Source organism: Paracraurococcus ruber (genome assembly GCF_004353985.1).
Lineage (GTDB): Bacteria > Pseudomonadota > Alphaproteobacteria > Acetobacterales > Acetobacteraceae > Paracraurococcus > Paracraurococcus ruber.
Window position 1 is genome coordinate 1 of sequence record NZ_SMOA01000152.1, and the last position, 13752, is coordinate 13752.

Here is a 13752-nt window from a genome sequence, read left to right on the forward strand (position 1 = left end):
CAACGCTACCTTCGCCTTGAAGTCCGCCGAGTACCGCGTCCGCTTGCCCGTCATCCAGGGCCGTCCTTCTCACAGGCGAACCGAGCTTACCCGCCTGTCCGAGATCCGGGGACCACCTCACGCCGCTTTGGCAGAGCGCAGGTGGCGGAGCACTTGAGGCTCCCGGAGCGAGCGGCAGGTGTCAGACAGAGCTGGCAGGAAGCCTTCGAGCGACGCCTCGGGCCAAAGGACGAGGATGACAAGATCCACCGGCTCCTCGTCCCGCGCCTCGAAGTCGATCGGACGCTGCAGCCGGGCGAAGAGGGCAAGCGGCGGAGAATCGCCTTCAATACGCGCATGCGGTAGGGCGACGCCCCGGCCGAGCGCTGTGGAACCCAGTCGTTCCCGCGAACGCAGCGCTGTCAGGATGTCGGCTTCATCGCGCCCCAACCGACGCGCTGCCACGGCCGCCAGAAGCTTCAGAACGCCTCCCTTGCTCGTGGCGTCAAGGTCGAGAATGACATTGGCCTCGGCAAGATGGTTGGTGATACCCATCGCTATTTCCCATCCGCAGTACGGTGGCATCGGCTCGCATTCGGCGCGAATCGGCCGATACTCGCCACAGTCAGGGAGCCCGACGGGTAGGCGCGAGCGAAGCTATGATTTAGTGCGTGGAATGCAGGGGCACCCGCACGTCATATATCCATGAACTCGTACCGCCTACCAAGCCGATTACCAGATGGCAACCCGAGGGGCAGCTTTACGAAGTTTCTGGAGGAAGCGTGATATCTCCGCGCGACGCCGCTCGAGCGATCACGTGGCTTACCTGCCAATGCTCTACGCCACGCTGGGGCATTCCCTCACACTCAGCCTTTGTCAGGCTGAACAACGAGCTCGGCCCTCCGCATCGCGGTATCGGTTTTGCTCTGCGGGATTTGCAGCTGCAGGGCATCGGTGGTGAATCGACATGCTCGCGTGCGACGGCGACCAGTTCGGCCTAGCGCAGCGCACCGGTTTTGCCAGGCTTTGCGCCAACTGGCCCGTTTGGCCGGCCAGGGTAGGACTGGTAGGCTCCGGCTCTAGGCTCGGCAAGGGATGAGAGCGAGGATGGACTATGTCGCCTGCGGCTCGACCGAGGTGACCGAGCGGCCGGAGCGCACTGCCCAAGGCTACCGCCGGTTCCGCTGTCGGACTTGCGGCAAGCAGTACAATGAGCGCTCCGGCACCGTGCTGAACCACGCCCAGTACCCGTCGGACGTGATCGCGCTGGTGGTGCTGTGGCAGCTGCGCTACCGACTGACCCTACGCGACCTGGCCGAGATGTTCCTCATTCGCGGCATCGTGTTCAGCTACGAGGCCGTGCGCGAGTGGGAGGCCAAGCTCGCGCACGCGCTCACCGACGAACTCCGCCAGCGCCGCCGCGGCAAGGGCGCTTCCCGCGGTCGCCGCTGGCAGGTTGATGAGACATACCTGAAGGTGCGGGGCCGGTGGGCGTCTTGTATCGGGCCATCGACCGCGACGGCAACTTGGTCGATACCATGCTCAGCGAGCACCGCCACATGGCGGCGGCCCAGGCCTTCTTTCGTTCGGCCAAGTCGGTCACGGGCGTGACGCCTGATCAGGTCACCACGGACGGGCACGGCTCCTACCCGCGGGCAATCCGCAGAACGCTCGGCCGCGGTGTCGAGCAGTGGACAAGCGCCTACAAGAACCATCGATTAGAACAAGACCATCGCGGCATCAAAGGGCGAACGCGATGTATGAAGGGTTTCAAGAACTTCGCTTCAGCGGAGCGGTTCTGCCGAAGCTACGATGAGCTTCGTAACCTCCTCCGTCCCTGCACCCGCCAAATCCAATACGTCGCTGCTCGCCGCAGTCGCCCGCTTCACCTCCATCGTGCCACCAGCGTGCTGGCTATTCTCGAAGCGGCGTAGGATGACCTTGGCTTTCGCCTCACATAACCGGGTCTGGCACCTGTTCTGACAGAACCCCTGGCCGATGGCGGAGAGCCGCCGGCGCAGCGCGCCGCGACCATGGGTCGTGGCGCAGGAGGCGAGATAGGCGGCGACGGCTTCCGGCGCTGCTTGTAGGGGCTGGTGGTCGTGCCGGCTGCACCGGGCGGAGAAGTCGGCCCGGTAGACCTGACGTGTCACGGCCGAGAGGTGTTCCCGGCGGCATAGGCGACTGGGTTCTGGGCGACGACCGCGAGTGGAGTGATGTGGGCGGAACGGCACCGGAGGTCTCCGAGCTGAGAATTCGATCCAACTCCGCCACCTGCCCCGAGTATAGACTTCGCCAACAGAGTCCGCTCTTTTGCGAGTTGGTCCGGCTGGGTGGTCTGGTCGGCGCGTGGAGGCGTTCACCTGCCTCCACGCACTCGAGCCGCCTGCCGTGCTGAACGCGGTGCGTGGCGCGCTACGCCATCGCCATCGTCAGCTTCTCCAAGAATGGCTTGATCTCGTCGTACACGTCCTTCGTCCCGGCGATGAAGTTCTTCACGCCTGCCAGCGCGTCGCCGAGAGGGCCGGTGGAGTGGTGGATCTCAAGCCTAGCCGTCAGACGCCCTACCGGCTCGGGCAGGTTGACGCTAAAGGCGTTCGTCCCCTTGCTCGGAGTGAAAAGATCGGGGACGCTTCCCCGTGTGGTGCACACGAACTCGTCGGTCACCCAGTGCGCGCGCCCCTGGTCGTCGATGCAGGTGATGTAGAGGTGGCCGCGCAGGCCCTCGGTCAGGTGCCGGGATTCGGTGTAGACATCGATGTCCATGTGCCCGTTCCGGTACAGGACCGCCCTGGTCCGCATCGTCTTGTTGCTACCGACCTCCTCCTGTTTGCTGACCTCCACCGGACCGATCGATACCGGGCCCTGCGTGGGCAGGGGGGCACCTTTCGGGATCGCGTTCAGGTTGCCATCGAGGATCAGGCTGACCTTGGCCCAGCCTCCGAGCGTCTCCAGCACCTGCGGGTTCGGAACGTGGCGGCGCTGCCCGCCCTGAATGACGTAGACCTCCGGTCCGCTGCCCTTGAAGAGCGTCCCGTCCGGGATGGTCCCGACCGGGGCACCGAGGGGAAGCGCGTTCAACTCGGCGTCCGCGACGTTGCGGACAGCGGCCCAGCCGCCGTAGCTGGCGTTCAGCGCCTGCTCCGACACGATCCATCGCCGCTGCCCGCCCAGTACGACGTAGACCTCGGCGCCGCTGCCTTTCACCACGCTGCCTTCAGCAAGAGACATGATCTTCTCCTTCGCTCGTGTGTCGCGCGCAGCGGCGATCAACAGGGACGCCGAGGCGCTAGCCGCGTCGGCCTGCGCGGTCCTTTGATCTAACTCACAGCGGCGCCGCGCTTCCGTGCGCACGGGCACAGCAGGCCGCGGCCTGAATTCGGCTGACCATCAACGACGAGGTCGGCTCGCTGCTGATGACGCGCCAACGTGTTTGATCCCGAAGTTTGATGATGCGGATTTACCGTGAAGCGTTGCGGCTCTGTTGCCCGTTCCTTGCAGATCATCTCCTACGGTGTGAGATCCCATCGCGAGAGGAGGTGAATCACATGAGTTGCCTGTGGTTCGCTGGTTCTGATGAACAGGCTTCGGCGTCATCGCCGATCCGGCCAGCGAAGCACGGGCAAGACGGTCGTCAACCGCAAGTGCTACCTGCTGATCGACTTCATCAGCATGCTGCTCGCGGTGAGCGTGCCTGCGGTCAATGTGCAGGACTGCAGCGGCGCCGCGCCACTTCGGCACCAGGCACGGCGGCTATTCCTCTTCTTCCAGCGCATCATCGGCGACGCGGGCTGTCATGAACCGATGATGGCGGCGGCCAACGTCCACACCGGCGCCTGGAAGATCGAGACCGTTCGCCGCTGCGACCATCGGTTGGCCCGCGACTTCGGCGACACTGCCGCATCGCCGCCACCCTCGTCAGGGATGTCCCGCTCAATGTTGAGAACGGCAGACCTGTGATCCAGAGATGACGTTATGCGGCTCGAGACTGCTCGGTAATCTGGGTAGCCTTGGATAGCGCCTTCGCCGTCCCCGATGACCAGCAAACAGGTCGTCGGATCGAGCCTCCACCGACCAGGTCGTCGAGCAGGGCCTGCACCATCACCGCGTTCCTGGTGACGCCCTCCACCAGCCCAGGCGGGAGGCTGGTGCCCTCGGCGTCAGTCTCCAGCGTCGCGAGTTCTCGGCTCAGGGATGGCGACGCCGCCCCTCCCGCCCTCAACATCCTGCGGATCAACCCCCAAAATTATGCTGGCGTTACATAACCCCAGTGTGGGTAGATCTACAGGCGCCCACGGCGCTGATATTCACAAGAACCAGACACCTAATTTTCTCCGGTGCAATACCGGACTGATCAGATATTGCGAAATGCAATCTATTTGAGGATCGAGTGTTGTGCCCCGGCGCACATTCTCGATCAGGTACCCGACCTAGCTAGCAGGTAGGGGCCGGCTCGGGGGTCATCGACATGCGGCAGGTCGTGGTTCCGATGCATGTACCGCGTGCGACGGCTCGTGAGGCCCACGACCCCCTCACGTCGCCACAGCAAGCGCGTACCTTCGTGCCAAGCATGCCGCTCGAGCGATCGGGCGACCAACGACGAATCTATGCCCGGAGGATGGCCACCAGTTCGGCAGAGCTGACGGAACGTCCCCTGCACTCCCGGCGAACCTTCACCGTCCTTGCGGCGGATATCGCCGGTTTCACCCGGCTCATGCAGCACGATGAGGAGGCGACTTACGTCCGCCTGTCGGAGCTGATGGCCGGCGTGGTCGCGCCCGCCATCGGAGAGGCCGGCGGACGGATCGTGAAATACACCGGAGATGGCTTCCTCGCGCTTTTCGAGAACGTCGTCGCCGCGACCGACGCGGCGCTGGCGATCCAGCAGATCCAGATCCTGAAAGGCGCCACCGAAGGTGCGCCTCCAATGCTTCTCAGGATGGGCATGACCCTGGCCGACATCATCGTCACGGCCGACGACGCCTTCGGCGACGGGGTCAACCTGGCTGCCCGCCTCCAGGCAAGCGCCGAGCCCGGCGGGCTCGTGGTATCGGCTGCGGTTGCGGAGTGCCTGCAGGCCGCGGGACGTGTCGGCCTATGCGACCTTGGGCAGCTTTCACTCAAGCATATGCAGCCCGTCAGGGCCTTTGCAGTACCACCACCGCCGGGAACGCCTCTGCTGGCGCCCCTAGCGCGAGAAGCTCCGGATGGTCGCCCGGCGATCGTGGTCCTGCCGTTTCGGAATCTGAGTGGCAAAGGGACAGGTACCGGAAGCAGGCTGGCAGATGGCATCAGCGAGGGGATCGTTCACCTCCTCACCGGGATCGAGCCGCTGCTCGTCATCTCGCGTGCCTCGGCGCATACCTTCACCGACCGCGAGCAGGACCTCTCTGAGGTGGGCCGCACCTTGGGTGTCCACTACGCCCTCAGCGGCACCGTCCGTCGCACGGGAAATCGTATCCGGGTCACGACCGAACTCACCGAAACCAGCACTGGGACCGTGATCCGCACCGGGCACCACGAAGGGCCGCTGACGGACCTGTTCGATATCCAGGATACCATCTCGGCCAGGCTCGTCGGCGCCATCGCCCCCTCGGTCCGCGACCAGGAACTGCGTCGCGCTCGCCGCAAGCCGCCTGACAGCCTGACAGCCTACGACCGGCTGCTGCAGGGGCTCGACATTCTCTATCGCCTCGACCCAAGCACCTTCACCCTGGCGCGCGGCCATTTCCAACAGGCGATGTCCCTCGACCCGGGCTTCGCACCGACGTACTCGCACACCGCAACCTGGCACACGTTTCGCCTCGCTCAGGAGTGGAGCGTCGATCGGGAAGCCGACGTGGCGGAGGCCGTGCGGAACGCGGCGCTCGCCCTCGAGAGAGATCCAAATGACGCGCTCGGCCTCGCCATCTACGGCCACATCATGAGCTTCGCGTCGCGGGATTATGCTGCCGCGATGCACTTCCTCGACCGCGCCACCGAGGCCGGGCCGAACTGCGCCTACGCGTGGTGCCTGAGCGCCATCACCTGCGGTTACGTCGGCAGCCCGGCGGAAGCGGTCGCACGCGCCGAGCGGGCCATCCGGTTGTCTCCCTTCGATCCGCTTGGGTTCCTCTATGAGCAGATCCTCGGCCAGTCGCATCTCCTGAACGGCAACCACGAACTCGCCATCTTGTGGGGAGGCCGTTCGTCGGCGCGTAACAGCCGCGACGCCTCGAACCTCAGGATGCTGATCGTCGCGCTGGTCGCGGCCGGTCGTCTCGACGAGGCCCGCCAGATGGCCGGGCGGCTGCTCGCCGTGACACCTGGCTTCAATCTGACAGCTTATGCCCGGCGCACGCCGCTGCCACCGGATATCCGGGCGCTCTACGTCGGCAACCTCCGCTCCGCAGGTCTGCCGGACTGAGCATTCACGACGAACCTGACAGGAGATCTGACATGAACAATATGGGCAACATGGGCAACATGGGCAATTCAGGCAATCTCGGTGTCTCCAGCGGGGGTGGCGACTTCTTCACTGACCGTGTTGACCTGCCCTTCGTGACCGAGACGGCAGCGCTGGGCACCAATCCGAATGTCCCGGTCGCGAGCCTCCGCCTCAAAGAGGATCTTTGGGAAGAGCGGAACTGGAACTCGGAATGGTATGCGTGGCTCGTGGTCGACGAGTTCACGCAGACCGACTGGCGTTCCAAGGTTGAATTCGACCCCAACACAGGCAATGGCCTTGCTCCCTGGGATGACGCGCTGACATCGGAGGAGTTGGACAAGCTCGTGAAGATGGCGGAGGACGAGCGTGCCGACGCCATGGGGGAAATCCTCGCGCAGGCCGAAAGCTACCTCAGCGTCGCCAGCTACTTCATGAACCTGCTGTCTGTGAACGCGGGTTCCCACCCGGCGACGGCACGCCTGCTGCAGATAGCGGGCTTGGTCGCCATCCCCCCGACCGTTTACGCCAAGGCGCATGCCAGCCGGAAGTCCATCCCTGCGGGGTCGTCGCCGCCCGCCGTGACGAAAAATCAGCCTCGCCCTCGGCCTTCGCACCTGCTGCCCGCGCTGCTGTCACCTTTGCCGACGCCGGGGCATCCGTCCCACCCAAGCGGGCATTCCACCCAAGCCCACCTCATGGCGCTGTGCCTCAGCAATGCCCTGCAAGGGGCAAGGAAGGATGTCCTTTCTCCATTGCTGAAAACGCTCGCTGGCCGCATCGGCCGCAACCGCGAGATTGCCGGGCTCCACTACCCTAGCGACACCAAGGCTGGCGCCCATTTGGCGGACATCATCTTCGATATCCTCAAGGATCTGCCGCACTACAAGACGACGCATGGCCAGGCCGAGATGGAGTGGCAGTGACATGCGGAATGACGACCTCGACCGCACCGTCATGGTCAACGATCAGCGAATCACCACCTACGCGCCGCCGAGTTCAGACTTCGACCCGCTCACGGCCACAGCCGAAGAGCTGAACCGGTTTGGCCTGCTTTCCCGTCCAAGCCCGGAGCTCGAGCCTCGTGCCTATGCGCGCTGGAGGAGTTTTTACAGCCCTCCCACCAAGTTCGCGGAGGCAAAAATTGGGATCAGGCTTGAGCGCCGCGCCCTGCCGTCGCCGAGACAGCTTGTCACAAGAAGCTTGGTATCAAGGCGCGTGCTCACAAGCCGCGTGCTCAACAGCTTCAACTGGGCTGGCGGTATGGTCCCGTCCCGGCGGGGCCTCAGGTTCACCCGGGTCTCCGCTACCTGGCGCGCCCCATTGATAGAGCCAGGTACCTACACAGAGCGCCCTGCGTTGGGATGGCAGTGTTCGGCCTGGATCGGGCTTGACGGCTTCCATGGATGGAGCCGCAGCTTGCCCCAGATGGGAACCGTGCATCACCTCAAGACGAATGCGCCGTCCACAGACGCGACGAGTGCGTGTTTCATCCAGTGGTGGCTGAGGGAATGGACCTCACAGGAAATCCGCCTGGACGTGCCGAGCGTGTCTGGCGGCGACACGGTGACCTGCCACATGGAAGTGCTCGATCCGCACAACGTCCGTTGTGCCTTCAAGAACGAGGCTACCGGCATCACCGCCACCGTCGACATGGAGGCAAGCCTCGTTCCCGGCAAGCCACCTATCACCGTGGAGGGCGCGACGGCCGAATGGATCGGCGAGCAGCCGGAGGAGCCATTGCTTCGGGTTCCGTGGCCGACACCCGACTTTGGCAGCGTGCGGTTCAGCCAGTGCTCGACGACACTGTCGGGTCCACCAGGCTCGGGTGTTAGAAGCGATCTTGCCCCCGTAAGCCCCAGGCTTCTTCGCTTCTTCAATCGCCGCATGTCGCCACGCCGCACGGCACGTGTCGCGGTTGGCCACGTCACTCAGCCAGGTCCGTTGGAACCGCCTGACCCGCAGATCAGCGTGACCTACGTGCTCAAGGACTGACGCGGCACAGCATGGCTCAGCCGCGGTCATGGGGCTTCAAGTGATCGCACAGGTCGAGGCCACATTGCCCAAATTTGGCGATGACAACAGCTGATCGGAGGAAGACACCATGTCCGAGTTGACCTTTGTCCTTGCTGGCCAAAACACCGCGACGGCCGCAGACCAGCTGACCATGGTCTTGACCGACGGTGAGAGGGTACGGGTGCACCGGACCGAAGCCGCTGCGCTGCCAGAAGCCGAGCGAAAGGCGGTCGATCCAATCTCGCTCGCCGCCCTGCTCGTCTCGCTCCCGAGTGCTGTGCTGACGGTGATGGATATCACTGATCGGATCAGAAAGCACCGTAAGGCACAGGCAGTGATCGAAGCCGCGCAGAAGCTGAAGGCCGAGAAACAGATTGAAGTGTATCTGCTGACCGCCAGCGAGGCACCGAACCAGCACACGGTTGCCAGTCTTGATGCCGACCGTCTGCTCGATTTGATTGCAGCAATCGATTCCTCGCCGGCTAAGCCAAGGTAGCAGTCACCATGCCGGTATCAAAGGGTGTCTTCCTCATCTGCGAGGCCTCCCACGTATCGTTGGTGTGTGGTCTGGCGGGGTTTGACAAGCGTCGTACGCTTGATGCGGAGCCGTTGCTGGCGCTGATCCGGCGCTATGCCCTGGCACGCGAGCGTGGCGAGGCAGCGGCGCTGCTCTCGGTTGGGCACGCGCTGTATGCCTGGCTGGATGGTCCGGAGCGTTGGCTGGCGGCGTTGAGGCCGGGGCTGCCGCGGCCCTTTCGGTTGGAGATCCGCGCACCCCTGGAGCCCTCGGCTGCGGCCTGGTCGGTGCTTCAGGCGCCCTGGGAGGTGCTGGCCGAGCCGGACCGGGAGGGCTTCCTCGCGGCGGATGACGAGTTGCGCTACGCGCCGCTGCGCCGGCTGGGTATGCCGGCGAAGGATGTGCCGGAGCTCGATGCCTACCGCCTCGGGGTGGCCTTCATGGCCGCCGCGCCGTGCGGCGGCGGGCCGGAGCTCGACCATGAGGCCGAGGAGGCGGCGATCATGGGCGCGGCCGGCCGCGAACTCGACCTGTTCGTCGAGGAGAGCGGCAATCCGGAGGAGCTGGGACGCCGGCTGGCCCGGCTGAGACCGACCCTGTCGGTGCTGCACCTGTCCTGCCACGGGCAGAATGCCTGGCTTGGCCGCGACGGCAAGGATGCGCCGCGGTCGGTGCTGATGCTCGAGGATGCGCACGGGGATCAGCAGCCGACCACGGCCGGCGCGCTGCTCGAGGCACTCGGCGGCTACCAGCCGCGGCTGCTGTTCCTCTCGGCCTGCCTCACCGCGGCCGGCGAGCAGGCTGGGCCGGAGGCGGTGTCGGACAGCCTGGCGAGCCGGCTGGTGCGGGCTGGCCTGCCTGCGGTGCTGGGCTGGGATGGCTCGGTAGCAGATGTGGCGGCGACGGCCTTCGCGCGCGAGCTCTACGACGAGTTGGGCAAAGGTGTGGACCTGCCGCTGGCCGCCGCGGCGGCGCGCCGGGCATTGCTGAACGGCGCCGGCGCGGCGGGGGGGGGGCCAGAGGGCAAGGATGCCCAGGGCAATGCGCGGCTGCGGGTACGCCTGCAGGGAGAAAGCGAGGCGCTGCGGCGCGACTGGCACCTGGCGCGGATCTGGGTGGGGCCGGAGGGCGGTGGGGCGGTGGTCGCGGGCGATGGCCTGCCGCGCTCGCTGCAGGAGCCCGGCAACGGACACAAGCAACTGCTCCTGGTCAAGCAGGATGCCAAGCTGGAGGTGGCCGGCCCGGCGATGTTCGTCGGCCGGCGGCGCGAGCTGCAGCAGGCACTGCGGGTGCTGGCCGGACGCGAGCGGACCGGGGTGCTGCTGCACGGGATGGGTCGGCTGGGCAAGTCGAGCCTGGCGACGCGCCTCGTCGATCGTCGTCCCGACCTGACACTCGCGGTGGTGTTCGGCGACTACAGCGCACTCGGGGTGGTCAGCGCGCTGGACAGGGTGCTCAAGGAGCATGCGCCGGCGCACGAGATGCTGGAAGCAGGGCGGGCCAAGGTGCGCGACGGTGGTGCTGCCGCGTTGCAGACCCTGCTGATCGCACTGCTGGCCGGACCATGTGCCGGGACCAGGCCGGGCGACAAGCCGCTGCTGCTGCTGGTCGATGATCTCGAGCAGGTGCTCGATCCCGATCCGGCCGGGGGGCGGCACCAGGTCAAGACGGCGATGCCGGAGGAGCGGGCGGTGCTGGCCGCCCTGCTGCAGGCCTTCGAGCCCAGGCGCAGCCAGAGCCGGCTGCTGCTGACCAGCCGCTTTGCCTTCAACCTGGTCGAGGAAGGCAAGGATCTCGTGGGCCGGCTGGCCGCGCTGGAGCTGAGCGAGTTCAGCGACACCGCCCGGCGCAAGCTTGCCCTGCGCCAGCTCAAGGCAGCGCAGGTGCCGGAGACTGGGGCGGCACTGGATCCGGCCGAACTTGAGGCCCGCCTGCCCCTGCTGGAGCGAGTGCAGGGGCTGGCCCGCGGCAATCCCGGACTGCAGGACCTGCTCGGGGCGAACCTGGTGCTGCGCCCGGCGGTGCCAGTCGCGGAGGCCGGGGCGGTGCTGGACGAGGTGGCGGCCTATCTCGGGGCGGGCGATCTGCCGCGCGCCGAGCAGGTGCGCAAGTTCCTGCAGGAGCTGGCGATCGACGCGCTGCTCGGGCTTGCCGGGCCGACGGGCTGCGACCTACTGCGAGCCGTGACGCTGTTCCAGGTTCCGGTGCCCGAAGCGGCGATTGCGGCGCTGCAGACCGCACTCGGCGGCGAGCCGCGGCGGCTGCGCGACCTCGGCCTGCTGGTGCCCTCCGAGGACCTGGTGGCGCACCGCACCCTGGCGCTGCACGTCAACGGCCTCGCGGCTGGCCGCCTCGCCCCGCTCAGCGACACCGAGCGGACAAGTCTTGCCCCACTCGCCCTGCCGGCGCTGTTCGCGGCCTGGGGCGGCAGCGAGGACCGCCTGCGCCGACCGCATGCTGCCGACATCGCACTGACCCGCCTCGGTCTCCTGGCGGGCGATGCCGGAGTGGTCGAGGCCTGCGCCGAAGGTGCCGTGCGAGGCCTGGAGCGGGACGGCCAGCCGGCGGCCGGCGGCGGGCTCGGCGAGGCGGCGGTGGCGTTGCTCGAGGCGGCGGGCCGCCCCGTGCCGCTGCGCCTGCTGGCCCGGACCGCGGCGGCGCTGCAGACCGCCGGCGAGGGGGCCGCGGCCGAGGCGGTGCTGGACAAGGGTGGCGCGGTGCAGCTCGCGGACGATGCGACCCAGGCCGAGCTCGGGCAGCTCAGCAGCTTCCTGTTCGCGCTCGGTCAGCGGCAGCAGCGAGCCGGCGATCTCGACGCTGCCCTGGCGAGCTATGAGCGGATGTGCGCGGTCGAGCGGCAGCGCGGCAACGAGCACCAGCTCGCGGTGGCCCGCGGCGGCATTGCCGACATTCTCACCGATCGGGGCGAGCTGGACGGGGCGCTGCGCATCCGCCGCCAGAAGCAGATGCCGGTCTACCTGCGGCTGGGCGATGTGCGCTCGGCCGCCGTGACCCAGGGCAAGATCGCCGACATCCTGGCGACCAGGGGCGAACTGGACGAGGCGCTGCACATCCGCCGCGAAGAGGAGTTGCCGATCTTTGAGCGGCTGGGCGATGTGCGCTCGGCCGCCGTGACCCAGGGCAAGATCGCCGACATCCTGGCGACCACGGGCGAACTGGACGAGGCGCTGCGCATACGCCGCAAAGAGGAGCTGCCAGTCTACCTGCGGCTGGGCGATGTGCACGCGGCCGCCATCACCCGAGGCAAAATCGCCGACATCCTGGCGACCAGGGGCGAACTGGACGAGGCGCTGCGCATACGCCGCGAAGAGGAGCTGCCGGTCTACCTGCGGCTGGGCGATGTGCGCGAGGCCGCTATCACCCGGAGCAAGATCGCCGATATCCTCGCGCGTCGGGGCGAGCTGGACGAGGCGCTGAGGGTGTACCGGGAGGAACTACTAGCAGTCTTTGTGGCACTCGGAGAGCCGCTCACGGTCGCCGCCTTGAAAGGGCGGATTGCCAACATCTTGCTCCATAAAGATGACCTGGATGGTGCTCTGATGCTGCAAGAGGAACGCCTCGCGGTCCATCGGGGCCTGGGCGACGCCGACAGGATCGCATCCAGTTTGTGGGACATCGCCCGGATCGAGATGCAGCGGGACCAATACGATCAGGCGATCCCGTACCTGCAAGAAGCTTGGTCACTGTTCGCTAAGCTCGGGCATGCCAAGGGCTTGGCTGTGGTCGGCCGGACATTTGGTCAGGTGTTGGCCATGGCGGGCAAGAAAGACGAAGCGCGGATAGTGCTCGGCCGCAGCGCCGAGGCCTATCGCAAGCTGGGCCATGTCCAACAAGCGGCACAGGTCGAGGCAATGCTGGCCGAATTCATTGATGGCAAACTTTGACTTGCAGAAGACGGGCTGAGGATCCGGCAGGCATTGTCACGTTGCTGACCGCTGGCTGGAACGAACCAGCCGGGCCAAGCTGGGCGGATGCCCACCGAGCCCGCCACCTACCCAGGCTACCGCTTCCCGGCCGCGGTCATTCACCATGCCATCTGGCTCTACCACCTGTTCAGCCTGAGCCTACGCGACATCGAGCTGATCCTGGCCGAGCGGGGCGTGGTGGTCAGCCACGAGAGCATCAGGCGCTGGTGCCTCCGCTTCGGTACGGAGTTCGCGGCCAAGCTGCGCAAGCGGCGGCCGAGGCCGGGCGACACTTGGCACATGGATGAGGTGTACCTGAAGATCAACGGTGAACTCTTCTATCTCTGGCGCGCGGTGGACCAGCACGGCGTTGTGCTCTACATCCTCGTGCAGGAGCGGCGGAATGCAACAGCCGCCAAGCGCTTCTTCAAGCGTCTGCTGGTCGGCCTGAAGTACAAGCCTCGCAAAATCATCACGGATGGGCTCCGCAGCTACGGCGTCGCGCAGCGCGAAGTCCTCCCCGGCGTGCGGCCTCGGACCAGCCGCTACCTCAACAACCGTGCCGAGAACTCACATAAGCCGACGCGACGGCGAGAGCGACAGATGCAGCGATTCAAGTCGCCTGAGCATGCACAGTGGTTCCTGTCAGCGCACGCGATGATCTATGGCCACTTCCGTCCACGGCGGCATCTGATGACGGCCGGTCAGTATCGTCGCTCGCGCGACCAGGCGTTGCGGATCTGGCGGCAGGAGACCTGTGCCCGGGTGGTGGAGTAAAAGCGTCTAACAGAACCGGGTTTGGCGCGTTCTGAGTGGCATGAGCAGAGCCCTTGTCCCTGATGCGCTCTGGGCGGTGGTGGAGCCGCTGTTGCCGCCCGAGCCGGCGAAGC

Annotated in this window: 11 protein-coding genes; 9 read left to right on the forward strand and 2 right to left on the reverse strand. The window is 66.3% G+C overall.

Annotated elements, in window-relative coordinates:
- Positions 1–117: 117 nt before the first annotated feature.
- On the reverse strand, positions 118–534 hold the full coding sequence (locus E2C05_RS21270; RefSeq protein WP_240046819.1) for a PTS sugar transporter subunit IIA: 417 nt from the start codon (positions 532–534) through the stop codon (positions 118–120).
- A gap of 552 nt (positions 535–1086) precedes the next feature.
- Here E2C05_RS21270 and E2C05_RS21275 point away from each other — a divergent pair.
- Positions 1087–1590 (forward strand): IS6 family transposase, encoded by a 504-nt coding sequence (locus tag E2C05_RS21275; RefSeq protein WP_200306834.1) that lies wholly within the window; start codon positions 1087–1089, stop codon positions 1588–1590.
- Positions 1518–1913: a DDE-type integrase/transposase/recombinase gene (locus tag E2C05_RS35470; protein WP_408901628.1), complete on the forward strand. Its 396-nt coding sequence runs from the start codon at positions 1518–1520 to the stop codon at positions 1911–1913. The genes E2C05_RS21275 and E2C05_RS35470 overlap by 73 nt, the downstream gene beginning before the upstream one ends.
- Before the next feature lie 481 nt (positions 1914–2394).
- Here E2C05_RS35470 and E2C05_RS21280 read toward each other — a convergent pair whose 3' ends face one another.
- Positions 2395–3210, reverse strand: a complete 816-nt coding sequence (locus E2C05_RS21280) for a hypothetical protein (protein WP_133221663.1) — start codon at positions 3208–3210, stop codon at positions 2395–2397.
- 345 nt (positions 3211–3555) lie between these two features.
- Between E2C05_RS21280 and E2C05_RS21285 the strand changes: the two genes are divergently transcribed.
- The 7 genes from E2C05_RS21285 (at position 3556) to E2C05_RS21315 (ending at position 13639) form a co-directional block, all read left to right on the forward strand.
- Positions 3556–3939 (forward strand): hypothetical protein, encoded by a 384-nt coding sequence (locus E2C05_RS21285; RefSeq protein ID WP_133221664.1) that lies wholly within the window; start codon positions 3556–3558, stop codon positions 3937–3939.
- Positions 3940–4549: 610 nt separating this feature from the next.
- Entirely contained in the window at positions 4550–6385 is a 1836-nt protein-coding gene (locus E2C05_RS21290; RefSeq protein ID WP_205082933.1) for an adenylate/guanylate cyclase domain-containing protein, read from the forward strand.
- A 32-nt stretch (positions 6386–6417) separates the two neighbouring features.
- On the forward strand, positions 6418–7329 hold the full coding sequence (locus tag E2C05_RS21295; RefSeq protein ID WP_133221666.1) for a phosphatase PAP2 family protein: 912 nt from the start codon (positions 6418–6420) through the stop codon (positions 7327–7329).
- A gap of 1 nt (position 7330) precedes the next feature.
- Positions 7331–8398 carry a G1 family glutamic endopeptidase gene (locus E2C05_RS21300; protein WP_158292277.1) on the forward strand — a complete coding sequence of 356 codons (1068 nt, stop codon included), beginning with the start codon at positions 7331–7333 and terminating at the stop codon, positions 8396–8398.
- Positions 8399–8507: 109 nt separating this feature from the next.
- Positions 8508–8915 carry a hypothetical protein gene (locus E2C05_RS21305; RefSeq protein WP_133221668.1) on the forward strand — a complete coding sequence of 136 codons (408 nt, stop codon included), beginning with the start codon at positions 8508–8510 and terminating at the stop codon, positions 8913–8915.
- Positions 8916–8923: 8 nt separating this feature from the next.
- A complete protein-coding gene (locus E2C05_RS21310; protein WP_133221669.1) occupies positions 8924–12841 on the forward strand; it encodes a CHAT domain-containing protein in 3918 nt (1305 codons plus the stop codon).
- An 87-nt stretch (positions 12842–12928) separates the two neighbouring features.
- Positions 12929–13639 (forward strand): IS6 family transposase, encoded by a 711-nt coding sequence (locus E2C05_RS21315; protein ID WP_133221670.1) that lies wholly within the window; start codon positions 12929–12931, stop codon positions 13637–13639.
- The last annotated feature ends 113 nt before the right edge of the window (positions 13640–13752 follow it).